Source organism: Bacillus sp. JJ1609, from assembly GCF_036967045.1.
In the GTDB taxonomy this organism is placed as follows: domain Bacteria; phylum Bacillota; class Bacilli; order Bacillales; family Cytobacillaceae; genus Mesobacillus.
On record NZ_JBALSS010000013.1, the window covers coordinates 1 to 26,761 of the forward strand.

The 26,761-nt window shown below is 40.9% G+C and carries 26 protein-coding genes; 19 read left to right on the forward strand and 7 right to left on the reverse strand.

The window, feature by feature from the left end; all coding sequences use genetic code 11:
• Window positions 1-321: 321 nt before the first annotated feature.
• The 5 genes from V7654_RS11570 (at window position 322) to V7654_RS11590 (ending at window position 6,712) form a co-directional block, all read left to right on the forward strand.
• Window positions 322-1,515: a hypothetical protein gene (locus tag V7654_RS11570; RefSeq protein WP_335430486.1), complete on the forward strand. Its 1,194-nt coding sequence runs from the start codon at window positions 322-324 to the stop codon at window positions 1,513-1,515.
• 18 nt (window positions 1,516-1,533) lie between these two features.
• Window positions 1,534-2,763 carry a Zn-dependent hydrolase gene (locus V7654_RS11575; protein WP_335430487.1) on the forward strand — a complete coding sequence of 410 codons (1,230 nt, stop codon included), beginning with the start codon at window positions 1,534-1,536 and terminating at the stop codon, window positions 2,761-2,763.
• Complete coding sequence (locus tag V7654_RS11580) at window positions 2,763-3,938, forward strand: M20 family metallopeptidase (RefSeq protein ID WP_335430488.1); 1,176 nt, start codon at window positions 2,763-2,765, stop codon at window positions 3,936-3,938. Before V7654_RS11575 ends, V7654_RS11580 begins: the two co-directional genes overlap by 1 nt.
• A 122-nt stretch (window positions 3,939-4,060) precedes the next feature.
• Window positions 4,061-4,450 carry a VOC family protein gene (locus V7654_RS11585; RefSeq protein WP_335430489.1) on the forward strand — a complete coding sequence of 130 codons (390 nt, stop codon included), beginning with the start codon at window positions 4,061-4,063 and terminating at the stop codon, window positions 4,448-4,450.
• 879 nt (window positions 4,451-5,329) lie between these two features.
• Window positions 5,330-6,712 carry an LVIVD repeat-containing protein gene (locus V7654_RS11590; RefSeq protein ID WP_335430490.1) on the forward strand — a complete coding sequence of 461 codons (1,383 nt, stop codon included), beginning with the start codon at window positions 5,330-5,332 and terminating at the stop codon, window positions 6,710-6,712.
• Window positions 6,713-6,762: 50 nt separating this feature from the next.
• On the opposite strand, the gene V7654_RS11595 is transcribed toward V7654_RS11590, so the two are convergent.
• Window positions 6,763-6,981: a hypothetical protein gene (locus tag V7654_RS11595; RefSeq protein ID WP_335430491.1), complete on the reverse strand. Its 219-nt coding sequence runs from the start codon at window positions 6,979-6,981 to the stop codon at window positions 6,763-6,765.
• A 104-nt stretch (window positions 6,982-7,085) separates the two neighbouring features.
• Here V7654_RS11595 and V7654_RS11600 point away from each other — a divergent pair, with 104 nt between their 5' ends.
• From V7654_RS11600 to V7654_RS11650, 11 genes are all read left to right on the forward strand, one after another.
• The gene (locus tag V7654_RS11600) at window positions 7,086-7,961 is read left to right on the forward strand and encodes a formate/nitrite transporter family protein (RefSeq protein ID WP_335430492.1); all 876 of its coding nucleotides are present in this window, start codon (window positions 7,086-7,088) and stop codon (window positions 7,959-7,961) included.
• On the forward strand, window positions 7,948-10,935 hold the full coding sequence (gene fdhF / locus V7654_RS11605) for a formate dehydrogenase subunit alpha (protein ID WP_438825288.1): 2,988 nt from the start codon (window positions 7,948-7,950) through the stop codon (window positions 10,933-10,935). Before V7654_RS11600 ends, fdhF begins: the two co-directional genes overlap by 14 nt.
• Window positions 10,910-11,407 (forward strand): DUF1641 domain-containing protein, encoded by a 498-nt coding sequence (locus V7654_RS11610; protein WP_335430494.1) that lies wholly within the window; start codon window positions 10,910-10,912, stop codon window positions 11,405-11,407. The genes fdhF and V7654_RS11610 overlap by 26 nt, the downstream gene beginning before the upstream one ends.
• A 14-nt stretch (window positions 11,408-11,421) precedes the next feature.
• Complete coding sequence (locus V7654_RS11615) at window positions 11,422-11,634, forward strand: heavy-metal-associated domain-containing protein (protein ID WP_335430495.1); 213 nt, start codon at window positions 11,422-11,424, stop codon at window positions 11,632-11,634.
• A 12-nt stretch (window positions 11,635-11,646) separates the two neighbouring features.
• Window positions 11,647-11,787, forward strand: a complete 141-nt coding sequence (locus tag V7654_RS11620; RefSeq protein WP_335430496.1) for a hypothetical protein — start codon at window positions 11,647-11,649, stop codon at window positions 11,785-11,787.
• 253 nt (window positions 11,788-12,040) lie between these two features.
• Window positions 12,041-12,520 carry a GNAT family N-acetyltransferase gene (locus V7654_RS11625; protein WP_335430497.1) on the forward strand — a complete coding sequence of 160 codons (480 nt, stop codon included), beginning with the start codon at window positions 12,041-12,043 and terminating at the stop codon, window positions 12,518-12,520.
• 219 nt (window positions 12,521-12,739) lie between these two features.
• A complete protein-coding gene (locus tag V7654_RS11630; protein WP_335430498.1) occupies window positions 12,740-13,597 on the forward strand; it encodes a CPBP family intramembrane glutamic endopeptidase in 858 nt (285 codons plus the stop codon).
• 101 nt (window positions 13,598-13,698) lie between these two features.
• Complete coding sequence (locus V7654_RS11635) at window positions 13,699-14,493, forward strand: GNAT family N-acetyltransferase (RefSeq protein WP_335430499.1); 795 nt, start codon at window positions 13,699-13,701, stop codon at window positions 14,491-14,493.
• A 536-nt stretch (window positions 14,494-15,029) separates the two neighbouring features.
• Window positions 15,030-15,599 (forward strand): YdhK family protein, encoded by a 570-nt coding sequence (locus V7654_RS11640; protein WP_335430500.1) that lies wholly within the window; start codon window positions 15,030-15,032, stop codon window positions 15,597-15,599.
• A gap of 452 nt (window positions 15,600-16,051) precedes the next feature.
• A complete protein-coding gene (locus tag V7654_RS11645; protein WP_335430501.1) occupies window positions 16,052-17,218 on the forward strand; it encodes a TraB/GumN family protein in 1,167 nt (388 codons plus the stop codon).
• Between the two features lie 152 nt (window positions 17,219-17,370).
• Entirely contained in the window at window positions 17,371-19,185 is a 1,815-nt protein-coding gene (locus tag V7654_RS11650; protein WP_335430502.1) for a S9 family peptidase, read from the forward strand.
• 56 nt (window positions 19,186-19,241) lie between these two features.
• Here V7654_RS11650 and V7654_RS11655 read toward each other — a convergent pair whose 3' ends face one another.
• On the reverse strand, window positions 19,242-19,397 hold the full coding sequence (locus V7654_RS11655; protein WP_335430503.1) for a hypothetical protein: 156 nt from the start codon (window positions 19,395-19,397) through the stop codon (window positions 19,242-19,244).
• A gap of 88 nt (window positions 19,398-19,485) precedes the next feature.
• Window positions 19,486-19,950, reverse strand: coding sequence for a hypothetical protein (locus tag V7654_RS11660; protein WP_335430504.1), 465 nt, complete (start codon window positions 19,948-19,950; stop codon window positions 19,486-19,488).
• Between the two features lie 190 nt (window positions 19,951-20,140).
• Here V7654_RS11660 and V7654_RS11665 point away from each other — a divergent pair, with 190 nt between their 5' ends.
• The 3 genes from V7654_RS11665 to V7654_RS11675 all read left to right on the forward strand — a co-directional run bounded on the left by V7654_RS11665 (window position 20,141) and on the right by V7654_RS11675 (window position 21,919).
• Window positions 20,141-20,956, forward strand: coding sequence for a DUF2935 domain-containing protein (locus V7654_RS11665; RefSeq protein ID WP_335430505.1), 816 nt, complete (start codon window positions 20,141-20,143; stop codon window positions 20,954-20,956).
• A 288-nt stretch (window positions 20,957-21,244) separates the two neighbouring features.
• Window positions 21,245-21,340 carry a putative holin-like toxin gene (locus V7654_RS11670; RefSeq protein WP_229365770.1) on the forward strand — a complete coding sequence of 32 codons (96 nt, stop codon included), beginning with the start codon at window positions 21,245-21,247 and terminating at the stop codon, window positions 21,338-21,340.
• 369 nt (window positions 21,341-21,709) lie between these two features.
• Entirely contained in the window at window positions 21,710-21,919 is a 210-nt protein-coding gene (locus V7654_RS11675) for a hypothetical protein (protein ID WP_335430506.1), read from the forward strand.
• Window positions 21,920-22,030: 111 nt separating this feature from the next.
• Here V7654_RS11675 and qoxD read toward each other — a convergent pair whose 3' ends face one another.
• The 4 genes from qoxD to qoxA are packed head-to-tail and all read right to left on the reverse strand — an operon-like array spanning window position 22,031 to window position 25,917.
• Window positions 22,031-22,330, reverse strand: a complete 300-nt coding sequence (gene qoxD / locus V7654_RS11680) for a cytochrome aa3 quinol oxidase subunit IV (protein WP_335430507.1) — start codon at window positions 22,328-22,330, stop codon at window positions 22,031-22,033.
• Window positions 22,331-22,936, reverse strand: coding sequence for a cytochrome aa3 quinol oxidase subunit III (gene qoxC / locus V7654_RS11685; protein ID WP_335430508.1), 606 nt, complete (start codon window positions 22,934-22,936; stop codon window positions 22,331-22,333).
• Window positions 22,926-24,902 (reverse strand): cytochrome aa3 quinol oxidase subunit I, encoded by a 1,977-nt coding sequence (gene qoxB / locus V7654_RS11690; protein ID WP_335430509.1) that lies wholly within the window; start codon window positions 24,900-24,902, stop codon window positions 22,926-22,928. The genes qoxC and qoxB overlap by 11 nt, the downstream gene beginning before the upstream one ends.
• Window positions 24,892-25,917 carry a cytochrome aa3 quinol oxidase subunit II gene (qoxA, locus tag V7654_RS11695; protein WP_335430510.1) on the reverse strand — a complete coding sequence of 342 codons (1,026 nt, stop codon included), beginning with the start codon at window positions 25,915-25,917 and terminating at the stop codon, window positions 24,892-24,894. Before qoxA ends, qoxB begins: the two co-directional genes overlap by 11 nt.
• Between the last annotated feature and the right edge of the window lie 844 nt (window positions 25,918-26,761).

Genomic DNA, 26,761 nt, shown 5'->3' on the forward strand with positions numbered 1-26,761 from the left:
GAAGCGCCTGGAACGGAAATCAAAAGACTTGGTTTATAAATCAACTAAATAAAAAAAGCTGTAGACAAACTTGATTTTCTGAGTTTGTCTACAGCCTGAGACCATCTAAAAACGATGGTCTATTTTTTTTCGAGTTTAAAATTATTACTAACAAATAATATTTTTTTAGGTATTTAGTAGGAAGTTCAAGAAGTAAACGTTTTCATCTGAAAATTCCAAAAATTAAAATTGACTGAATTATTTAACTATATTATTATTCTCCTAATAACTTTTTTTCGTAAGACGAAAGATATAAGTCAACTAGAATATGGGGGGATTCATATGTCACAGATGTTAGCTTTGGTTATTGTTGTGTTTATTTTATTAGTAGGAGATTTTGTTGCAGTTCGAACGAAGGCATGGATTCCGTCTATGTTCATCTCGGCTGTCTTGTTCCTGATTGGGTACTGGACGTTCTTCCCGAAGGAAATCGTAGCATTGGCGGGTGTGCCATCTGCCGTCGCGGTTATGATGATGTATTTATTGATCACCAATATGGGAACCTTGCTTTCCCTTAAGGAATTAAAAAATCAATGGAAAACTATCGTTATTGCATTGTCAGGTATTTTAGGAATTATTGCCGTTCTGTTGAGCGTTGGTACACTTGTTTTCGACTTTCAAACAATGGTGGTGGCTATTCCTCCATTAGTCGGTGGTGTCGTATCCGCCTTAATCATGTCTGAAGGTGCAAAGGAAGCTGGACTTGCTTCACTTTCAGTGTTCGCAATCGTTATTTATGTCATGCAGGGATTTGCTGGTTATCCATTGACTTCGCTTGTATTAAAGAAGGAAGGAAAAAGGCTTTTAAAGCAATACCGTGAAGGGGGATCAACTGGAGTGCATGCTGAAGTGGCTGCTGCTGTTGAAACGGCACCACCTGTCGAACTTAAGCTTTTTAAAAATTTGCCGCAGAAATACAATACAGACTTCTTTAAATTTTTCCGGCTTTCACTAGTTGCCTTTCTTGCCTACCAGGTTTCAACACTATTGGCTCCAATCGTAACTGTTAGCCCGTTTGTTCTCTGCTTGTTATTTGGTGTCATTGCAACTAGCGTCGGTTTCCTGGAGAAACAGGCATTGCAAAAGGCGAACGGTTTTGGGATCGCGATTTTAGTATTGATGCTGTTTATCTTTGATGGCTTAAAGCAGGCAACGCCAGGCATGCTTCTAGAAATCATTGTTCCTCTGATCGGTACGATTATCTTGGGTGTACTCGGGATGTACATCTTCTCCTTCATTGCAGGAAAATTGTTAAAGGTCAGCAAAGAAATGGCTTTTGCCGTGTCATTGACTGCACTTTACGGATTCCCGGCTGACTACATTATCACCAATGAGGTCATCAAATCATTGACTGATGATGAAAAAGAACGTGAAGCACTGACAAGCCATATGTTGCCGCCTATGCTCGTCGGCGGGTTTGTAACGGTTACAATCGTATCGGTCATATTGGCAGGGATCTTTGTTGGATTCTTGTAAGAATAGGGAGGAATCATCATGACTCTACTAAAGCAGCGAATTGAGGACCATATAGAGAAAATTAGTAATTTTACAGCCACACCTGGAAAAGGAACTACACGCCTTACTTATAGCCCGGAAGATCTTCAGACCCGTAATTATATTAAAGAAAAGATGAAGGAATATGGACTGAAGGTCAGGGAGGATGGTTTTGGGAATATATTTGGAAAGCTTGAAGGGACTTTACAGGATGCACCGTCTGTCATGGTGGGCTCTCATTTTGACTCGGTTCCGAATGGTGGTGCGTATGACGGACCTGCTGGTTTTGTTGCAGCTCTTGAGGTGGCGGCGCTTTTTGAAAAAAACAACCTAATACCTAAATATCCCCTTGAAGTTGTAGCGCTTGTTGAGGAAGAGGGTTCTAGATTCGGCGGCGGGCTGATGGGTTCGAGAGGAATGGTTGGTCTTCTCAGTGATGAAGATTTCAGAGGCCTGACGGATAAGGACGGGATAACTACTGTGGATGCGATGATAAAAATCGGGTTAGATCCTACTCTTGAGAGGCGCCGTGACCCTAAAACGATGAAGGCTTTTCTTGAGCTCCATATTGAACAAGGTCCTATATTAGAAGAAAATAAGATTCCTATAGGTGTTGTGGAAGCTATTGTTGGCTTGACCCAACTGGAGGTTACGGTGGAAGGACAGGCTGGTCATGCCGGGACCACACCGATGGACCGGCGGGCTGATGCCCTGGTTACAGCGGCAAAGATTGTTGGACAGCTGCCAGGACTTGCGCTTGAAGAAGGTGAGGGTACAGTTGTAACCGTCGGCCGTCTTAATGTCTTTCCAAACGGAGCAAATGTCATTCCAGACAAAGTAGTGTTCTCCGTGGACATCCGTTCAGGGAAAGAAGCTAACGTATTGAATGTAATTGAAAAAACGAAGTCGCTTATTACTTCTTTTAACGAAAATGGAATTAGGACATCCGTTGAGGAGCTGCTTTACATTCAGCCGAAAGAATTAAATGAGGGAATCCGTTCGCTTTTAAAAGATAAGAGCGAAGAACTACAAATTCCATATTGTTCAATCAACAGCGGTGCAGGGCACGATGCAATGGTCTTATCCGATTACACAGATGTCGGGATGCTTTTCATTCCCAGCAAAAATGGTCTTAGCCATTGTCCTGAGGAATGGTCCGATTCAGAGGATATCGCCAAAGCGGTGCGAATTTTTTACGAAACAGCCAAGAGCTTAACGGAGGCAGAATGATGATTAATCAAAAATTAAAGGAAGCATTCGTAGAATATAAGGATGAACTAACTGAACTAAGAAGGAAGTTCCACAGCGAGCCGGAGCTTTCCTGGGAAGAATATAAGACTACTGAATTTGTATGCGACTATCTAGGAAACTTGGGAATTGAATATAGAAGAACAGAGCCAACAGGGGTGATCGCTGAAATTAAAGGTGGTAAGCCTGGGAAAACTGTTGCGCTGCGGGGAGACATGGATGCTCTATCCGTTGAACAGCTGAACAAAGAATTGCCATACGCCTCCCAGGAGGAAGGTAAAATGCATGCCTGCGGCCATGACGCCCATACAGCGATGCTGCTGGTTGCGGCAAAAGCATTAAATGAAATAAAAGATGAGCTCCCAGGAAATGTTCGCTTACTCTTCCAGCCGGCCGAAGAAGTCGCAGAAGGCGCGAAGGCTCTGGTGAAACAAGGTGCTGTGGATGGAGTCGACAATGTTTTCGGCATACATATTTGGTCGCAGATGCCAACTCATAAAGTTTCTTGTACACCTGGACCATCCTTTGCATCAGCCGATTTATTCAAGGTAACATTCAAGGGTAAAGGGGGCCATGGCGCGATGCCGCAAGCATGTATTGATGCGGCAATTGTTGCTTCCTCCTTTGTGATGAACGTCCAAACAGTTGTTTCAAGAACCATTGATCCACAAAAGGGAGCAGTCCTCACAGTTGGTAAAATGGTCGTTGGGACAAGATTCAATGTCATCGCTGAAAACGCAGTGATTGAAGGAACTGTTCGCTGCTTTGATCCTGCGACACGCGACCATATTGAAGCCCAGCTTCAGCATTATGCTGAACAGGTTGCAGCCATTTATGGAGCGACCGCCTCTGTTAAATATATCCATGGCACACAGGCAGTCATCAATGATGAAGCTAGTGCGATGCTAGTACAGAAGGTTGCTACTGAGGCATTTGGTGAGGACGTTATCTTTAATGAAAAACCAACAATGGGCGGAGAGGATTTCAGCTTTTATCTGGATGAAGTACCTGGGAGCTTCGCACTCGTGGGAAGTGGAAATCCTGATAAAGATACTGAATGGGCCCACCACCACGGCAAGTTTGACATTGATGAGGATGCGCTGGCTACCGGAGCCGAGCTTTATGCACAGTATGCTTGGGCTTATTTGAATCAATAATAGTTGTTCAAAAAGAACTATAATTGGGGAGGACGTTATTGGTCCTCCTTTTTACATTTTTCTGGATATAAAGGTAATTCACGCAGCTTTGTTGTATATATAGATTATTATATAAAGAGGTGATGAGGTTGAATTCTATTAGTTCTCCAATTTCCTGCAAGGTAAACAATGTATTTATCCAAGTAAGTGACTTAAAAAAATCTGCAGAATGGTACGGTAATCTGCTTGGACTCCCATTTGATTCGGATCAAGTTGAATCTCCTGTATATAATATCCCAGTAACAGCTGAAACAGGACTAACGCTCGATGACCATTCATTTGAGAAGGATTTTAAATTACATCCATCTGCACACGTGTTATTTAATTTCTTTGTTGCAGATATTCATGAAGCCTATGATTTCATTAAGAAAAACGATATTAAGGTGGTAAAAGAAATAGAGCAAATTGGTGATTTTGCTTATTTTAATTTTCAGGATTTAGATGGCAATGTATTAATGATCTGTAATTGTTAAATTAGGGCTAGTAAAATTCAAAATTGCAATGCTTTATTTGCAAGATTAAAGGCGCACAATTACATTTGTTGTGCGCCTCAGGTTGTCGACAGCCTTTTTATTTAGTTGAGTCATTATATTTATAAAAGCTCTTAAGACCATTCAGGGGGAAAATCTCTCGACGAATGGTCTTTATAAGCGCTCACATGACAACTCAGTTCAAAAATCTCTCGATGAATGGTCTTTATAAGGCCTCTCATGACCACTCAGTTCAAAAATCTCTGAACGAATGGTCGTTATAAGGCCTCTCATGACCATTCAGTTCAAAAATCTCTGAACGAATGGTCGTTATAAGGCCTCTCATGACCATTCAGGGGAAAAATCTCTGAACGAATGGTCTTTACAAAGGCTCTCATGACCACTCAGATCAAAAATCTCTAGACGAATGGTCTTTATAAGGGGCCTCATGACCTTTCAGGGGAAAATAACAAAATGAATGGTCTTTATAGAGGCTGTCATGACCATTCAGGTCAAAAACCTCTCAATGAACAGTCTTTTAAAACCAGTCTATTGATTTCCTTTCCAGGCGAAAGTACATTCCCAAAAGAATGTACTTTTTTTATTAAATTCCCATAAAAGACCAAAAGACACAGGGGATAAACAAGTCCATTGTAGTGTAAAACTAGATTTTCCCAACTTTTCTGGTTAAAAGGGTCGGAAAAACGCTTGTCCGATTATGTAGAAACATTAGGAAATCTAGGTTATATAAAAATAACTGAAAATTAATTATATTTAAATCACACTATTTCAGAACTCGAATTATTTTTCAATGAAAAATAGTGTGGTTTAGGACTACTACATAAGTGGTTATATTATTTCTTGGAAAAGGGAGGAATACATTTGAAAAAGAAAATTTTAGTCAATACCGCATTGGCAGGTGCATTGGTATTTTCCGCAGGAGGAACATCTGTTTTTGCACATGATGAGATTGGTGGAGGAGTTGAAAAAGGCGATAATTTAGCTGGTGTGGAATTGGCAGTTCCATTGATTGAAGGCAGTAAGAACACAGGAAACCTCCAGGAAGTAGCCGCTGTACCATTGAAAGAGATCCGTGAAGGGATTAAAAACTCAACAGGAGATGTATACGCCCATAAAGGGTTTGCCTATTTAGGCACACATCGAGCAAATGGCGGAGGTGGCGGAGTCCGCGTTTTTGATATGAAGGACCCTTCCAACCCTGTAGAGGTTGCAGCCTTTGCTGATATCCAGGGCACCTGGCAGGAAAAAGTAATCGTCAAATCCGTAAATACTAAACACTTTAAAGGAGATTTGGCGGCTGTAAGTGTTCAGAAAATGGATCAAAAGGATCCAAATGCTCAGGGCGGATTTGTTCTGTATGATGTTACAAATCCCCGCGAGCCTAAAAAGCTTGGTTTTTGGGAATCCTCGTCGTCAGGAGCAAGGGGTACACATGAGCTGTATTTAACCGTTCAGGGTGACAATGTTTATGTACTGACGGCTGACTGCTATGCAGACTATTACTCTCATGGCGAGAAAATGGATGTGTCTATTGTGGATGTATCCAATCCTGATGCTCCAGCTACTGTCTATGAATTTAATCCCCGTGATTACATCTCTGAAGTAAGCGATGAGAATTATGACGGCTACAATTGGACCGATGAAGAAGGCGTAAAGCGTGTCGCATTCGCGCACAGTGTAAAAACAGATGAAACTGGAAAAACCGCTTTCCTTTCATACTGGGATCTTGGAACCATCATGCTTGATATCAGCGATGCGAAAAATCCAGTATATCTTGGAAGAACCGATTTTGCTAATAATGTTCAAGGGGCAGCACATTCCATGGATCTTGCAAAAGGCGGAACGGTCCTTGTTGAAACAAGGGAAATATTCGGTCCTACAAGAGAAGGGTTCGAATCAGCTTACGGATATACGATGATTTATGATATTAAAGATAAATCAAAACCAAAGCTATTAAGCTCCTTTAGAACCGATTTTACAGAAACCATTCCTAACGGAGCGACTGTCCATGATCCGAAGGTGCATGGTAACACATTATATCTATCGCATTACTCAGGTGGTGTCAGGACTGTTGATATTACTGACCCATCCGCTCCAAAACAAACAGGCATGTATATCCCTAGCAAATCGAATATCTGGGGAGTATTCGTAGACCGAAACTATGTGCTTGCCTCAGATATTGGCTCAGGGTTGAAGGTCCTACAAAAATCAGGAGGTCTATCTTCTCAAGGGCTGACAGAATAAGATGAATTAAGTGAAGCACATTCTCATTCGGGAATGTGCTTTTTCACCTTTTAAGGCAGTAAAAAAATATCATGATACGGCGGACTATCCAGTTTTGACTGTTTTAAATAACCCTCGGCAACTAATTCTTCCAATCCCATTTCCACTTCTTCCGGCTTGACTCCGAATATGTCAGCAACTTTTACAGTAGAAACTGTCATGTACTTTGGCCGCTTTGTTGATGATTGAATCATTGTTTGAACGCGCTGAAATAACAGGTTTTTATCCATAATAATCTCCTCACCTTTTTCTTCGTGAAAATTTATCGCGATTATGCTAAATAATTTTCCCAGTATTGTAAATATTATTAGGGAATTTGAAGGAGTTGATATGTGTGGGTTTTCATGCGCCATATAAGATTGCCCAAATGGCGGCTGATCATGGACAAAAAAAGGCAAATCTGCCATTTGCAAGTGTTTTAGTGCTGGGATTTCTCGGAGGTGCCTTTATATCCCTGGGATACTTGCTTGATATCCGTGTTATCGCAGATCTCCCAAAGGAGTGGGGAACATTAAGTTCGCTGATAGGGGCTGCTGTTTTCCCGGTAGGACTTATTCTTATCATTATAGCCGGTGGTGAACTGCTAACCGGTAACATGATGGCGGTATCAATGGCATTCTTTTCAAAAAAGATTTCAATTGGAAGGCTTATAAAGAATTGGTTTTGGATCACTGTATTCAACTTTGTAGGAGCATTGTTCGTCGCTTACTTTTTTGGGCATTTAGCCGAGTTAACTTCACATGGCCCATATCTTGAAAAAACTGTTGCGATTGCCGGGGGGAAATTGGAGGAAGGATTTTTAGCCTCACTTGTTTCAGCGATTGGCTGCAATTGGCTTGTCGGATTAGCTGTTTGGCTGGCGTATGGCGCAGAGGATATTGGCGGAAAGATTCTCGGAATCTGGTTCCCGATTATGGCCTTCGTAGCGATCGGTTTCCAGCACGTAGTCGCCAATATGTTCGTGATTCCCGCAGCCATATTCTCGGGCTACTACAGCTGGCAGGATTTCATCGGGAACTTCATTCCTGTATTTATCGGGAATGCGATTGGCGGCAGTGTTTTTGTTTCATTAATTTACTGGATTGCTTACCGGGGAACGATGGAGCAAGGCACCAGCAAAGAAGTAAAAAGGAGACAAGGCAGCGGTAAAGCAGGTTTGAGAAGACAGGGCATCAGTAAAGTAGGAATGAGGAGGCATGGGAATGAGTGACACACGTTTTACGGTAAATATCAATGGCAAGGAATATCAAGCCGTTGAAGGACAGAAGGTACTTGAGGTAGCAAGAGCAGAGGATGTTTTTATCCCCGGCGTTTGCTATCATCCCGATCTTGGAACTATCCAGACATGTGATACCTGTTATGTCATGGTCGATGGACAGTTGGCAAGGTCATGTACGTTAAAGGCAGAGCCTGGCATGAAGATTGATACAATGTCCGAACAGGTAAAGTCTGCACAATATGAAGCTATGTCGCGAATCCTGAAGAACCATGAGCTGTATTGTACGGTTTGTGACAATAACAATGGTAATTGCACGATTCATAATACGGTTGAAGATATGGGGCTTGCACATCAGAAGTATCCATTTGAGGCAAAGCCCTATCCAGCAGATAATTCTCATCCATTTTACCGTTATGAGCCTGACCAATGTATTTTGTGCGGCCGCTGTGTAGAGGCATGCCAGGATTTGCAGGTAAATGAAACACTGACCATTGACTGGAGCCGTGAAGTACCTCGTGTTATTTGGGACAATGATGTGCCAATCGATCAATCTTCTTGTGTTTCCTGCGGCCATTGCGTAAATGTTTGTCCATGTAATGCTTTAATGGAAAAATCAATGCTAGGAAACGCCGGCTTCCTGACTGGAATCGCTCCTAACATCCTCGCTCCAATGATTGATATGACAAAAGAAGTGGAACCGGGCTACCGCGAAATTTTTGCCGTATCTGAAGTGGAAGCAGCGATGAGGAAGGCAAGGATCAAACGGACAAAGACCGTATGTACGTATTGCGGTGTTGGCTGCAGCTTCGAGGTATGGACGAAGGATCGAGAAATCCTGAAAATCCAGACGAAGACCGAAGCGCCGGTGAACGGCATTTCGACCTGCGTAAAAGGAAAATGGGGCTGGGATTTCGTTAACAGCGAGGAACGTCTGACGAAGCCGCTTATCCGTAAAGGCGATGAATTCGTAGAAGCAACATGGGACGAAGCACTTTCGCTGATCGCAGAAAAGTTGTCTGGCATAAAAGAAGAATTTGGTCCTGACTCGATTGGCTATATCGCATCGTCCAAATGCTCCAATGAGGAGAATTTCTTATTTCAGAAGTTTGCACGCGGAATTATGGGCACAAACAATGTAGATAACTGCTCTCGCTACTGTCAGTCACCAGCTACAACCGGATTAATGAGGACGGTTGGACTTGGCGGTGATTCAGGAACGATGGACGATATTATCGCATCAGAGCTGGTCATCGTTATTGGTGCGAATCCAGCTGAGTCCCATCCGGTGCTGGCAACACGTATCAAGCGTTCCCATAAACTCTTTGGCCAAAAGCTTGTTGTGGTTGATTTAAGGGAAAACGAACTAGCCCAACGCGCCGATCTCCATCTCCATCCTAAGCCAGGTACAGATATCATCTTACTCAACGCGATTGCCAAATACTTTTTTGATCAAGGCTGGGAGGACGCAGCATTCCTTGCTGAAAGAGTGAATGGAGTAGAGGAATTCAAAGCTTCATTGGAAAAGTTCACTTTAGATTATGCAGTAGAAAAAACAGGTCTTAGCATGAAGCAGCTACTTCGTCTCGCAGAAATGATCAAGGAAGCAAAATCGGTCTGCATGCTGTGGGCGATGGGTGTTACCCAGCATATGGGCGCATCTGATACAAGCACAGCCATTTCAAACCTGCTTTTGGTTACGGGAAATTACGGTCGAACCGGTACTGGTGCTTATCCGTTGCGCGGTCATAACAATGTTCAGGGGGCATGCGATTTCGGAACTCTGCCGACATGGATGCCTGGCTATGAACCTGTACAGGATGAGGCTGTCAGGGCAAAGTATGAAAAAGCATGGGGAGTAACGCTGCCGGACAATCCTGGCTATGACAATCACCACATGGTTGAGGCAGTGAATAAAGGCAAGCTGAAAGCACTTTACCTGTTTGGCGAAGATATGGCCATTGTTGATGCTAACTCGAACTATGTTCATTCGACTTTTGAAAAACTGGACTTCTTCGTTGTCCAGGATATCTTCTTCAGTAAAACCGCTCAATTTGCGGATGTGATTTTACCGGCAGCGCCTAGCCTTGAGAAGGACGGGACCTTTACAAACACAGAAAGGCGGATCCAGAGGTTTTATAAGGTATTCGAACCGATGGGTGATTCCAAGCCTGACTGGATGATTTTCCAGGAGCTTGCGAATCGTATGGGTGCAAACTGGAATTATCAGCATCCATCTGAAATTATGGATGAGGCAGCAAAGCTCGCGACAATGTTTGCTGGTGTAAGCTATGAACGGCTGGAAGAATGGGAATCGCTTGTATGGCCTGTAAAAGCGGATGGAACGGACACTCCACTGCTATATAAAGATAAGTTCGGCTTCCCGGATGGAAAGGCGAGGCTGTTCCCGGTTGAATGGACGATTCCGTTTGATCCAGGAGGAGAATTTGATTTGCATTTGAACAACGGCCGATTGCTCGAGCATTTCCACGAAGGAAATATGACACATAAGACGGAAGGGCTAATGCATAAGGTGCCTGATGTGTGGCTGGAAATTTCTCCAGAGCTTGCGGCAGAACGTAATCTCGAAGATGGTGCACTTGTTGGATTGACTTCCCCATACGGCCATGTGGAAGTTCGCGTTATTGTGACTGACAGGGTGAAGGGCAAGGAATTGTACCTGCCGATGAACTCAGCTGAAGACAACGAAGCAGTCAATAGACTGACTAGTAGCTATCACGATATTGTTACCCATACACCTGCTTATAAGGAAATGAGTGTAAAAATGGAAGTGCTTGAAAGTACGGGTGAACCACCACTTCCTAAGCATAATCACCGATATGGGAAAAGGATTCCCCAAATCAGTGTGAAGGTCGAGGAAAAGTGGCTGCGTTCTGATTATATCCCAATTTCCGAGATTGACGATTTGAAGGAGGGGCATTATGGCGAAACCGATCAGGCAAATTAGCAGGGGTGTTCCTAATCCGAAAGAAGAGCAGGACAAGGGCATTGATGAAATCCTTAAAGCGCTGGCCGACAACAAGGATGCTGTCCTTTCCTTCATTGAACTGACAAAAGAGCTTCATGAAGTGAAAGTTTTCGAGACAGCTGGGTCCTTGCTGAAGCAGCGGAATGACGTAGGTGTGATTGCGATGCAGCAGGTCAATCAGCCTGCCGTCCATAATATTATTAAAAGTGGATTCGGCTTGTTCAAATTCCTCGGCGCCATGCAGCCTTCCCAGCTAGAAACACTTTTGCAGGGAGTGACGCTTGGGCTAAAACGGATGTCCAAGACAGGTGAAAAGGGCAAGAAACAAAGTATCTGGAAAATGAGAATCAGGCTTCGCAGTCCTGAAATACGGGCTGCAATGACGACAATGGTTGATTTTCTCGAGGGAATGGGTGAAGCCTTCCTTAAGAATAGAGAAGACCATAAGTAAGGATGGTGCAGCGAATGAGGGAACAAGTTTTTCACATAAGTAATCTTGAAACAAAGGAAGAAGCTGATAAAATCACCCAGGCATTGCTCCACGTCTGGGGGATTTCCCAAGCCGAAACAAGTGCGCAGCATAAGACCGTTTCCATCAAGTACGATGAGCGGATGGCGTCTTCCGAAGATTTTGAACAGGTTGTAAAGGAAGTAGGTTTCAATCTAATAAGTGACTGACGAGGTGATGTTATGAGACTATGTGAGGTTTGCGGAACAAAAGAGGATTTTGAAGACAAGAATGAAGAAATGATTCAAGCAGTCACGCTCCATGTTTGTGAAAATTGCCGCGAAGATCGGAAAGTACATTCATTGCCTGATTGGGCGTTTTAATAGTTCTATCTGAGATGGAATTACTGCTTGCCGATCAGATTGGCAATTCTTTATCCGAATTGATTCGTCGAATTTGTATTCACACCCCAAATGAGTCTTCGTTAATTGAAGACAAGCTCCAAAAAGTAAATTCAAATGAAATGCAATCCAGGCATGCCTGGATTTTTTTTGTGCATGAAAAAGGGAATAGGCTTGATTAAAAAGAAATAATAACCCAATAGATAAATCATTTAATAGAAGAGGTGCTTTTAAATTGGAATTTTATAAAAGCAATAAAGAAATGATCTCAATTGAAATGGAAATCATGAATTCGCATCCGGATTATAACCTGCTTGCGGATGGTAAGAGGTTTTTAGCCGACGAGGATTTACTGGAGGAGCATGAAGAAGAAGAGGAGCTTGATAAGGAGCGATACCTGCTAAAAGTAGATGATGCCTTCATTGGAATTATTGACTTTATTATGGAAAATCCGCGCGATAAAAAGCCATGGCTCGGGCTACTGATCATTCACAATGATTGGACTCAAAAATCCTTTGCCGGCAAAGCACTCGCTATATATGAAGAATTAATGAGAAGCAGAAATATTAAAGAAGTTAGGTTAGGGTGCTTTACCGCTAATACCACTGGAATGAAATTTTGGGAGAGGAATGGTTTTCATAAGGTAAAGGAAATCAGCTATCGGGAAAAACCCCTATGGATTATGGAAAAGAAATTAGTGGAAGAGCTGAATTAAAATTCTTCAATGGATTGGGATTGCATAAGCAATTCCTTTTTTAATATTTTAACTAGGTAAAAAGGAATGGTAAAAAAATATGCATATGGTATAATTTTCTAGTATTTTGCTTGTTGACTTTAGGGGGTAAAAGATTTGGAAGAAAATTTTATTAAAATGAAGCAGGGGATAAATAATTGGAAAAGGTACATTTCCTCCTTTTTCCTTTTTATGTTTTCGATGGTTTTTGGTTCCATAATTTATTTTCTTGCGCTAATTATTTTTGCGGAGAAAGATGGTAATGATCAAACCTATTTTGATTTCAAGGAAATGGTAGGGGTAAATGTAAAACCTGTATATGATTTTGTTTTTTCAAATTTGACCTATGTATTTTGGATGGTAGGAATGGCCTTATTTATAAGACTCATTCATAAACGAAAACTTAAAACACTTATTACACCAAACGAAAAGATTAATTGGAAAAGGATATTTTGGGGCTTTGGTCTATTTTTTTGCATTCTCACTGGGACGACAATTATTGATGCACTATTAAATCCGAAAGATTATTCATTTAATAACATTCAGATTCAGGATTTTCTTACGTTGTTTTTATTTGTATTAATTTTAACACCTATCCAAACAACAGCCGAAGAGGTCTTTTTCAGAGGGTATTTGATGCAATGGTTTGGCCGAAAAGTGTCAAATCCATTGGTTTTATCGATTATTGTTGGAGGCATTTTTGGTGCACTCCATTTTTCAAATCCGGAAATGAACTATTCTGCCTTCTTTGTTGGCAGTGATTATGTCCTTTCAGGTATTTTATGGTGCTACATTACCGCAAGAACGAATAGTGCTGAACTAACAATTGGTGCTCATGCAGCAAACAATATGTTTATTGGCTGGTTTCTAACAATGGATGACTCTGTATTCGGAGAACTTCCATCCTTATTTGTGATAGACAATATTAACCCGAAAACCACCTTGCTCTGGACGGTTATTTCGCTTACTGTGTTTACTTATTTTTCAATCAAGAAATTTGATAACAAGAAACCTTTAAATGATGAATTGGAACAGGATATTAATAGTTCTTTTAAATAAATGGATGATTTATTGATATATATAGAGCGGGCCTGACATCAAGGTTTGGAGCCGAATAAACATTGTTGTACTTTTATTGTGAAATTGAGGAAAGAGGGGGAATGAAAATCGAATTATTAAATAAGGTACTTGAATTAGATCGAGCGTATATAGGTACTTTTACCAATAGAATGGACAAGACATGGGGCACCATATTTTTCAATGAAAGACAGCCTAATTACTATGATGCGAACCATGCTCAGATTAGTAAGGCGGTTGATGATCCAGCAGGGGTAGTACAGGAAGTAAGTAATTTTTATAAAGAGAAGAATATCATTCCGAGGTTTTATAATTATAATCAAGAGGACAATGCAGCTTTACTTAAAAAGTTACATCGTGCAGGGTTTCGTAGTGAGGAGCTGGGAGGACTAGTGCAGCTATGGGACAACAATCTCTCAGTTACTCCATTAGGTGAAGATTTTTCAGTCGAAGAAGTAACAGATAAGAATCTTCGAGAAGCAATCGATATTGAAATTACAATCAAAGAATTCGGCGGTGCGATTAGGGAAGAGGCATTAAAGGAAGAAAAAAAGCATCCTGGATTTACTCACTTTCTGCTTAGGTATAAGGGAGTCTCTTGTTCGACTGCATGTATTTTTCATGAGGGTGACCAGGCGAGGCTTGAAAGTGTTGCCACATTAGAAGAGTATCGGGGAAAGGGCCTGATTGGCAAATTGATACGCTATATCCAGCAGGAGGTCCACGATAGAGGATTCAGCCACTTATGGGTGTTCCCGATCAGCCACCAGGTCGAAAAGGTATATAGCCGCTATGGATTCAAGACACTGGGTAACATAAACACTATCCATGCATTTGCAGGCGGGAAAAGCATCATGGAGATTCGTGAAGGAAAATAGTGATCATCGTTTAGGAACTCTCCTTGGAAGAAGAGAGTTCTTTTGTACGCATACTATTTTTAACAATGTATTTATTAGACTCTTTTCGAAATGATTGTTTTTTAAATAGTTTTATAAACGGATACCAATAAGGCCCCTTGGCAACCTGAAAGAAGAAAAATTAGAAAAAGAGGTCACCAATAAGGCTCCTTGAAGACATAAAAAGTGAAAAATTGGGAAAACAGGTCACCAATAAGGCTCCTTGATGACTTAAAAAGTAAAAAACCGGAAAATTAGGGCACCAATAAGGTTCCTTGATGACTTAAAAAGTGAACAATTGGAAAAATAGGTCACCAATAGGACCACTTGATTAACTAAATAATTGAAAAAGAAGACACCAATAAAGCCTTTTGGTTAGTCAGAAAAGAAAAAACTGGAAGAAACAGCAGTTTTTAATTGCATGTTGTTTTAATAACCATCTTCTCGATAGCTGCTCGATATTTTCTGCACAATTTCCTGTTATAAATGAATTATCACCTAAAGAGGAGAGATTGTTTATGAAATTTTATAGCAAATTATCAATGTTGATGATTTCCGTTTCAACTGCGCTTTTTTTATCGGCTTGTTCGGGGGATCAAGGCGAAAACGCTGGCAAGGAGAGCAGTGGCGATCATAGCAGCCATGCCAATATGGAGCATTCAGGTTCTGGGGAGATTCCAGAGGGTGTTAAGGAAGAACAAAACCCTACTTATAAAGTTGGCAGCAAAGCGATTATTACTGAAGACCATATGCCGGGCATGGATGGGGCTGAAGCAACAATTGTTGGTGCCTATGACACGGTTGTTTATTCACTGTCATATGACCCGACAAACGGCGGTCCAAGGATAGAAGATCATAAGTGGGTCATCCATGAAGAGCTTAAGGATGCTGGGAATATGCCATTAAAAGCTGGTGATGAGGCAATCATTAACACAGAGCATATGGAAGGCATGAAGGGTGCAAAAGCTGTAATCGATACAGCAGAAGAAACGACAGTATATATGGTTGATTTTACTCCTACTGACGGTTCTGAAAAAGTAACCAACCACCAATGGGTAACTGAAAGTGAACTTTCTCCAGCAAAATAAACCATTTATTTGACCCCTATTCTTTTTTGAATGGGGGTCCTTCATTTTTTAACCCTAAAAACGAGCTTTCCAAAAAAAAGCAGGATTGTCTTACATATAGCCAGGGTATATATACAGTAACAAATGAGGAGGTAAGGCTCATGAATAAACTAATCAGAATGGCAATCAAATGGGGACCAGTTTTGTATCCTGTTGTGAAAAAAATGATGGATAACCGAAAATCAACTAAGCTGAAAACAACTTATTCAAAGTAAATGACAAGTAAAGAACAGAAAAGCTGCACTAGGAGTCGCATTTATGACTCTTGTGCAGTTTTTTGTTTTGTTGGTAAATAGATCAGCGGTTCATGTTATAATGGAAAAATAAACAGAATCATTGCTCATTTTATATTTTGGACTGTCCATTATCGTTTGCCAGAGGCAAGCAGCTGGTCTATTTAAAGGAAGGTATCTATGGTCGAGGATAACATAACGAGAATTAATTTAGATGGAAAAGAATACATACTGATTGGCACGGCACACGTATCAAAGCACAGTGCGGAGCAAGTAAAGGAAGTAATTGAAGCCGAAATGCCTGATTCCGTTTGTGTAGAGCTGGATGAACAAAGGTATCAAACAATCACTGAAGGTGCCAAGTGGAAGGAAATGGACATAATCCAGGTAATCAAGCAAAAGAGAGCGTCATTGCTGTTAATGAATCTTGCAATTTCTTCTTTCCAAAACCGTATGGCTAAGGAACTTGGAATCAAAGCTGGACAGGAAATGATCCAGGGAATTGAGTCCGCTAAAGAAGTTGGCGCGAATTTAGTGCTTGCTGATCGGAATATCCAGATTACTTTTTCAAGGATTTGGGGTAATCTCGGTCTGAGAGGAAAGTCGATGCTGCTCACTCAAATCATCACAAGTATTTTTAGCCATGACAGTATTTCCGAGGAAGAATTGGAGAAGATGAAGGAGCAGGATACCATCAATGCCATGCTCAATGAATTCACTGAAAGCTTCCCGAAGTTAAAGAAGCCTTTAATTGATGAGCGCGACCAGTATCTTGCCCAAAAGATCAAGGATGCCCCTGGTGAAAAAGTTGTCGCTGTTCTTGGAGCAGCACACGTACCAGGAATTAAAGAAGAAATCAAAAAAGAGCAGAATTTAGCGCAATTAAATGCTATTCCGCCTAAGTCTAAGTGGCCGAAAATCATTGGCTGGGCTCTTCCAATCATGATTGTCGCACTTATTGTGATTACCTTTTTTGCAAATCCAAATGCAGGACTTGATCAATCAATAAGCTGGATTCTTTGGACTGGCTCACTATCAGCACTTGGAACAATCATTGCGATGGGTCATCCATTAACGATCCTTACTGCGTTTGTGGCCGCACCGTTCACTGCACTGCATCCATTGCTGGCAGCTGGCTGGTTTGCTGGTCTTGCCCAAGCCTATGTTCGTCGTCCGAGCGTCAAGGACTTCGAAACCTTATCAGAAGATGTTTTTAGTGTAAAAGGATTCTGGCGCAACAAGGTAAGCCGTATCCTCCTGATTGTGGTACTTTCAAACATTGGGGCTTCATTTGGAACCTTCATTGGCGGCGCGGACGTCATTAAGACATTTTTTGAAAACTTTTAATTTAATAACCTACATTTAGGGGATGGAATCATAACAATGATTTCATCCTTTTTTTGTCTCTAGCGGATATATTTACTAGACATTTCAGAATTTTTCGGATAAGTTGTCAGTATAGTTAAATGTAAAATAATTAGAAAATTGGGGTGGGTTTTTTGGTGAATTTTAATAAACCGGATATCGAGAATTTTTATCGCACATTCAATATTCAAGCTTTTACAGTAAGTCCAGACGAAAAACAAGTCGTTTTCAGCACCAATCTTACTGGAAAATATAATCTATGGGCAATGGATTTGCCAAATCAATATCCATACCCTCTCACATTTGTTGATCAGAGCTGTCATGCATTGAGGTATTCCCAAGATGGAAGGTTTATGGTTGTGGGATTTGATCATGATGGTGATGAAAATGCTCAGTTATATGCACTTCCTCCTGCTGGTGGAGAGCTGATGGCCCTCCGGGTAGCTGATGGAGAACGCCATATGAATCCAATTTTATCTAAAGACGGAAGCAGACTTTATTATACTTCCACTAAAGGTAATGAAATGTATCTAAATATATATCAATTTGACCTTGAAACAGGTGAAGAAAGAATAGTGTTGGAGGGGTCCGAGGCAGCCAGCTTTTTAGTGAATTTTAATGAAGATGAAAGCAGCTTTGTGTATGTTAAACAATTTGCAAATACATATGCGCCTGGCTACGTACTTCAGGATGGACAATCCTACTCACTTACACCAGAAACAGATGAACAGTTCACAGTTGGCGATGGTGTATTTGTCGAGAGAGACTATTTCTTTATCACTACCTTTGGCGAGGACTTTTCGTATCTGGCGAAATTCAATCTGGATTCCTTGGATTTTACAAAGGTACTTGCTATTGAAAAAGAAGAACTTGAAACGGTTCGATTTGATAAAAATTCACAATCACTTTATTTGTTAGCTTCAAAAGGTGTAAATGATTATTTGTATCGATATGATTTAGAAACTGGCCAAAATAATAAAGTGGGTTTGCCTGCCACTGTCGTCCAGGGTGTAACAGTTGCGAAGAGCGGCAATGTATATCTTTTAGCCGGTTCAGCTACAAAGCCTTATAATATTTTTCAAAACAAAGCGAGCAATCATGAATGGAAGCAGTTGACCAATCTGGCAGTCCCAGGAGTAAAAGAAGCTGAGCTTGCACAACCTGAAGTTCTGACTTATGCATCCTATGACGGCCTTCCTATTGAGGCTCTATTCTTCAAGCCTGAAGAAGAGGTAGATAATGGTCACGTTATTCTATGGCCGCACGGTGGACCGCAGGCTGCAGAGCGTAATAATTTCCGTGCAATGTTCCAATTTCTCGTTAATCGAGGTTATACGATTTTCGCGCCAAATTACCGCGGTTCAACTGGATATGGTCTAGCTTTTACAAAAATGGTTGAAGGAAATTGGGGAGAGGGACCTCGCCTGGATAATATTGCAGGCCTTGAATACCTCTACGAAAAAGGGCTTGCAGACCGAAACAAAACTTTATTGATGGGCGGCAGCTTTGGCGGTTATATGGCTTTATTATTACATGGGCGCCATCCAGAGTACTTCAAGGCAGTGGTTGACGTTTTCGGTCCATCCAATCTCTTCTCGTTTATCGAATCAGTACCAGAGCACTGGAAACCAGTCATTAATCAATGGGTTGGCGATCCAGTAAAGGATTTCGACAAGCTCACGGAGTACTCACCAATCACGTACCTAGATACAATGACAAAGCCAATGTTGATCATCCAGGGAGCTAACGATCCAAGGGTTGTGAAGCAGGAATCCGACCAAATCGTAAAGGCGCTGCAGGATAAAGGGAGAGATGTAAAATATCTTGTCCTGGATGACGAAGGGCACGGTTTCTCGAAAAAGTCGAATGAAATTCTTGTCAACCGTACGATTCTCGAGTTCTTTGACCAATTTGTAACAGCAGACGCGGTCAAAGTCCTGGCTGAATAGTTCTATTAATGAAAGTACAAAAGCTTGAGGGTAAAGCCTCAAGCTTTTTATATTTACTACTTTTTGTTCACTTGCTTCCCACTTTTCTTCTGGCTTTGAGATTTGGAGTTTCCTACCTCGAATTCTGCACCTAGCTCAATATCGTTCCTTTTATCCTGCTTCTCGATTCTCTCTCTTGTTTGATTATTATTTTGTCTGCCTTGTTTAGACATATCTATTTCAACTCGCTTCCATCATGGTGTATTTTTAATGTACTCATTTATGAACAATTTCATCTTGCAAAGTGTTGGAAATGGATGATCATCCTTCTCCTCGAATAACCTTATCGTAAAAAACCTGGAACCCATACATCATAAATGATTTTATTAAAAAGATAATCGACAATTGTAATTTGTTGATTCTAACCAGATAGCCGTAACCGACTTTTTTAAATAATTCAAGCATAAAGATGGTAAAAAAAGAGTCAACTAGGAGATTGACTAATACATACAGGTTGAATTTTTTATAAGTATATTTCAGGATCCAAAATGAGCCAACGAAGAAGGGTCCCCAAATTAATGGGAGTTCACCTAATACATTAGGTTTAACGTTAAAGGGCCACCACCACCATTTTCTCTTCTCAGCTATCATTCCTTCCAATGTTACATAGATGCCCATGAATATGGCACCAGGAAGAAATTTTTTTATAGTCCTTTTGCCCAGAAGAGGGAAGGAAAGCCACGGCAATATAGTTAGCAGCAGTAAGAATACTTTCGTCTTCTTCATTACGCAACACCCTTTAGAGGAATGAAATAATTTCGTGCTAGATTTTTTTATTATTGCTTAAATGAGGCAAAAGATGAGTGCAAATGATAATTAAATTTATTTGTTGGCCTATTAGAAAAATATTTAGCAAATAATTCATTTCTTCTTGCTTCTGACCGTATTTATTAGGAGGAGAAGGAGGGAGAATGAGATGATTTCTCTATGGGATGAACATTTATTTTGGCTGGAAATGCTTCAGGATCATGCATTTTTCGTTAGAGATCATTTATCACCATCAGAGGTGCAGTATGTAAATATGGCACAGCAGTACATTCATTTATACGGAGAGCTGTTAACAGCATTGAAGTCTATCCCCCGGACTGCACAGTATAATGACAGGCAAATGATTGAATTTGCTGGCAAGGTATGGCCTGTTGCGAAAGGGTATCTTGATTTTGAAGGCCATTTACAGGCATTGAGAATTGATAACAATGTTAATCTGAATTTATCTCCCACTTATTTTAATGGTACCCAGATTGAAAACGCTGAATATTTGAGGATATTAAGCCAGTTGGCAGAGGGGAAAGACCCAGTACCTCTCCCTCTGCCAGAATTGTTGGATCTTTGGCTTGAGGATCAGTTAGGCCATGCGGTGCTATTCGAGAATATGTTAGATCCAATTGAGGTCGTTGCAAAAAGGCAGGCTGAAGCTTACATTAGCAAATACCAGCTATTTATTGTCCAGAACCACCACATAAAAGGCTATTTACGCGTAAAAGAACCCGGATTTGCACGACAAAGAGAATTCGTCTATGACGTGGGAAGCACAACACTCGAAATGAATCGCTTTATTATCGGCATGGTGAACAAATTTAAATCGGATAAACTGATGAACAAAACGGACCTTCGCTTTTTGGAGCATCATTTTCCTGAAACTTGTTATTTCCTCACGAAGCTTAGTTATTATGAACCGAGATTGCAAGCGGAAATCGGCAATTGTTCACTTGTGAAACCGTCTTTTAATTAATTGCCTAAAAATCACCGTAGAAGCAAAAAAGCAATGGATTCCATTGCTTTGTATACCTATTTTTAGATGACTTATAATTTCATGAGGAATTATATCAATTAGGACTTTCACAAGAGAAAAAGCCCTCCAAATTAGGGAAAGGGCTTGATCCGTTGTTCAATTGATAATAATTTGAGTCCTTTTGCATGTTAGGATGAAGAGTTAAAATATGGTATAATTTGCTCGTACAGCAAATTGCAGGGTGGGCAGAGGTCACCTCCATTTCGGTATAGAAAGGGGGTGATGCTGTTGGTAACTTATGAAGCAATGAATTTGGTTGTGAGTTTCGCGACTTTGATCGTTGCTGTAATTGCCATTGGTATTTCTTCAAACAAAAAGAAATAACCTATCCTGCACGCCAATGTTGGAATAGGTTATTTCTATTTTAAACCGGCCGCTGCACTTCAAGCAGCTTGCTGTACATGAGAGTTCCGGTTGCAGCCGGAACTCTTTTTTAATTTATGTTGTTTATATGTAAATTATATACATAAACAAAAACAATATCAATTAAAGCACTCAATGGAAACTATTTTTTGAAGGCTTTGTTATATCTCGCTGTTTTAAAAACGACTTTATTATTGTGTATACCGAAGTTGAAACTGATTAAAATATTTAAATGTGAAAAGTTATTGAACTATTTGTGAACATTATGTGACATTTTTTCGTAAATTCTGTTAATATGAAATTACAAACGAAAAAGTGGGGGAATGAGAAGTGGGAAAGCTTCTTATGTATTTTTATCTGGTCGTTAGCATTTATTGTTTTGTAAGCGGATTCTTAGCGTTGTATTCACATGGATTTCAACATGCGGTATTATCTCTATTCCTTGGAGTTTTCAATTTCGCGATGTTTTCTCTTTTTAAAAAGGAAGGGAAGTTCCCAAGACTGCGCGTGATCAAGGGGCATAAAGGGGAACTCGCATAGTTCTAATCAAATAAGTTTTATAAGAGCACAACGGTAAATAAAGTCAAATGATTTTCCAAGCCAATAATAAAAAACAGGCGTCCATTTGGAACGCCTGTTTTCCATTTATGTTTAATGTGAATGTCCGGAATACATTACCCAGATAGATCCTGCTACGATGACGACAGCGATGAACGCAGAGTATAGGATGTTAATATTGTTCGTCACCTTGTCTTCGCCTTCATTAATATGCATGAACATATATAGCTGGATGCCGGCCTGGACAACAGCGAGTGAGCCGATGATCCACATGACCGCTTTCATAGATAAAGATGTCTGTAGAGCAACCCACGCTGCACCTAACGTTAAAATCAGTGACATGAAGAATCCAAGGACATGGCTGATTGGGAAACCTTTTGAGTGATTATCCATTTACATCACCAACCCTCTTAAATATACGAATGTGAAGATAAAAATCCAAACTACGTCCAGGAAGTGCCAGTAAAGACCAAAGATGAATGTCTTACGGGCTGTGATTGGCGTCAAGCCACGCTTCAGGATTTGGATGATCAATAGTGTAGCCCAGCCGATACCAATGGTAACGTGCAAGCCGTGCGTGCCAAGCAGGATAAAGAAGCTTGAAAGGAACGCGCTAGTTTGCATCGTCGCACCTTCATGTACGTAATGCATGAATTCTCGTACTTCCATGAACAAGAAGCCGCCGCCGAGCAGCAGTGTAAAAACAAGCCACATCAGCATGCCTTTGATGTTGCTTCGGCGCATCTCATGGATCGAAATTCCCATAGTGAAACTACTTGTTAGCAATAGGAATGTTTGAATCATCACGTCTTTTACAACAAAGATATCCTGTTGTGTAGGTCCGCCGGCATATCGGTGTCCAAGTACACCGTACACTCCGAATAGAGTGGCAAAAAGTACGATTTCCGCTCCAAGGAAGATCCAGAAGCCAAGGATGTTCATCCTGTTTTGTTCAGTCTGGTATTCAAGCGGCAAAGCTGCATTGACTTTAGCTGACATGGTTCTTCACTCCTTTGCGTACATTTCTCCATTTGCTTTCCGTTTCAATGATTTCATCCTTATGGACATGGAAGCCTTCATCATAATCAAATGAACGGAAAGCAAGACCAGCAAAGATTCCAAGAGCAGCCACACCTGCAGCGATTGTCCATTCGAATACAAGCAGGAAGCCTGCGATTCCGAATACGACACCCATGTAAATTGGGATCCAAGTATTGCTTGGCAAGTGGATTTCTTCAATTTCATCTTCGCTCAATGGCTGGATTTCATTGTTCTTTTTCATATCCCAGAAAGCATCGATCTTTTTCACATCTGGAAGGGAAGCGAAATTGTAGTGCTGGACAGGAGTAGCAGTTGCCCACTCAAGAGTCCTCGCATCCCAAGGGTCATTTCCAATGTTGCGGTCAGCATGACGCGCGCTCCAGTAAATGTTATAAACAAGCGCTGCAAAGCCAGCTGCAAGAATCACTGAACCGATTGCTGACAACATCATTAATGGAGCAAACCCAGTTTCTGCTGAATAGGTGTAAGCACGGCGTACTGCACCATCAAGACCAAGGAAGAACATTGGCATGAATGTGACGTTAAAGCCGATCACAAACAGCCAGAAATGCCATTTACCAATTTTTTCATTCAGCATATAGCCAAACATCTTCGGCCACCAGAAGTAAAGGCCAGCAAAAATAGGGAACACTACACCTGGTATTAGTACATAGTGGAAGTGCGCCACTAGGAATAATGTGTTGTGATACTGATAGTCAGCAGCCGCCATAGCAAGCATGACACCCGTTACACCGCCGATTACAAAGTTCGGTACAAATGCAAGTGACCAGAGCATCGCAGTCGTAAACTTGATTCGGCCTTTTCTCATTGTGAACAGCCAGTTAAAAACTTTAACCCCAGTAGGGATGGCAATTGCCATTGTTGTAATCGAGAAGAATGAGTTTACACCAGCACTGTTGCCCATTGTGAAGAAGTGGTGAACCCATACAAGCATACTTAAAACAGAGATCATGATAATTGAAATGACCATTGATTTATAGCCGTAAAGCGTTTTTCTAGAAAATGTTGAAATGATGTCTGACAGCATACCGAATGCAGGCAGGACAACGATGTAAACTTCTGGATGTCCCCAAAGCCAGAAAAGGTTGGCCCAAAGCATATCCATACCGCCACCGGATATTGTGAAGAAATGGGTACCGAATGTGCGGTCGAAAGTCATTAAGGCAAGAGCAACTGTAAAAATAGGGAAGCTCGCTACAATAATGATTGATGTGATGAAAGATGTCCAAGTGAACATCGGCATCCTCATCAATGTCATGCCTTTTGTTCTCATTTTTAACACTGTGACAACGAAGTTAATACCCGTCATCAATGTACCAGCACCTGCAATTTGCAGGGCTACTGCGTAAAAGTTGTTCCCGATACCAGGACTGAATTCTTTGCCTGCCAGAGGGAAGTAGGAAGTCCAGCCGGCATCCGGTGAACCACCGATAATGAACGAAATATTGAAGAGCGCCGCACCGGCTACTGTAAGCCAGAAGCTAAGGGCGTTCAACTGTGGAAAAGCAACGTCACGGGCACCGATTTGCAGCGGAACCACAAAGTTCATAAGTCCAATCAATAGCGGCATCGCAACGAAAAGGATCATGATGACACCGTGAGTTGTGAATACTTCATTATAGTGCTGTGCGTTCAGGAAGGTATTTTCAGGTACGGCTGTCTGGCCTTTCATCATCAAGCCGTCAATTCCGCCACGGAAAAACATGACCACACCGACCAGGATATACATGATCCCGATTTTCTTATGGTCAACAGTGGTCAGCCAATTTGTCCAAAGCCAATTCCACTTTTTAAAATAGGTAAGTGCAGCGATGATACCAACCATCGTCAGGGCAATTCCGATTTGAGAAGCAAAAATCAATGGATCGCCTGTTACAAAAAATTCATCCCATTTAATGCCCACTATGCTCACCCCCGTGCTCGTCAGTAGTTTCAGATTCTTTGTGATTCATATTTTCATGGTTTTCATGATTTGTTTGTTCATTGTTGCCGTCTTTATTTTTATAGTTATTTTCATCTTCAAAGATTTTACCTGGCCAGCCATGTCCTGGATAATACATTTCTGGATTTGTGTAGTTCTTTGAATTATGGTCAGAATGGTCGACCCAGTCTAAGTGAGTGTTTGAGAATGTCTTGCGCCCAAAGTGAGAAGGCTCAAGCATCTTTTCATACTCTGCTAACGTCATCTTTGGAGCAGTTTCTTTTACTTCTTTAACCCATTTATCAAAATCTTCTTGTGTTTGAGACAAGACTTCAAACTCCATGCCAGCATATCCCTTCCCATTGAAGTTCGTATTTCGGCCAACATAAGAGCCAGGGTTATCAGCTAGAAGATAAAGCTGTGTTTCAGCATGTGCCATCGTATATTTCTGGCCGCCAAGTGCAGGGACCCAGAAGCTTTGCATGGTTCCAGCTGAGGTTAGCTTGAAATCAACTGGACGGTCTTCAGGGATATTAACGTAGTTAACCGTCTCAATTCCTTGCTCTGGGTAGCTGAAAATCCACTTCCAGTCAGCCGAAGTCACTTTAATGACAAGAGGTTCTTTGTCCTCATAGCCTTTAGGTACTTCATCTATTGCGTAAATCGTTTTTACCGTCGGGATAGTCAAAGCGACGATAATCAGGATTGGGATAACAGTCCATATGATTTCCAATACAGTGCTGCCATGTTCTTCTGGCGGCTCATATCCCATATTGTCCTTGCGTTCTCGGTATTTCCATACGATGAACGCGAAGAGGCCGAATACGACAACCGTAACTAATAGCATCAATGCAATTGAAAAGTTTATTAAATCGAGAATTTGCCTTGCGATCGGTCCCTCTGGATTGAACACGACCATATTATTCTCACAGCCGCTCAATAACAGTACGGCGATCATTGAGGTGAGTGAGAGCAATAGAAGTTTTGATTTCTTCATCACTGACTGCAGCTCCTTTCAGATAAAAAACCTTGTTCATTATATCACATACTTTTGCTCATCTGTTCACAAAGATTTCAAAACTATACCTAAAAAAGGCGGTAAGTTGTGGCAAAAGGTGTGATTAAAATCACAGTGGTATGTTTGTAATAATGATTCTAACATAGAAATTTGTCCTCTTTCGCAGGTAATTGTGAACAAAATATGAAAACATAAAATGGTATTCCAGTGAAATGTTTGTGAAGGGTATTGACGCTAAAAAAGCAAGGGATTCTATAGATGAGCCCTACTTTTTAGCCAATGTATGATATTTTAGGATACCTTGTTCCATATTATTTACGATTTTAAAGGTGGAAGAAATTTTTGTTGATTAAGCAGATTTGGACACATTTTATTTTAGAACCCGAAGTTAGTTTCGTCTTCAATATGCTGACGTTTCTCGGATATTTCTCTCTGTTATACTTCATTGTTGTTTTTCGTGTAAGTATGACAATTAATAGACGGAGAATTTCAGGCTATTGTATATAGAGAATACTTAAGAAGCAGATATAACCGGAGATCTTCCGATAAACTACTCTAAATAAGACAAAATCCAAAGGTTTGGATAATATAAAAGGAAAAACTTCCTGTATTTTTAAGGAAATAAGGCTATTTCTCAATTTAAACGGAATTTTACCTTTTATTTATTAAACACAGTGAAATCAACATTCAGTTATAACAAAGCCTAAAAAGCAAAAAACAACAGTCGAGTTTAACACAGGCCCAAAATTTAAATGATCGAAAGAAGATATATATAATGAAATTAAAAATACAAAATTAAACTCAACGATATTTTTAATAGTTT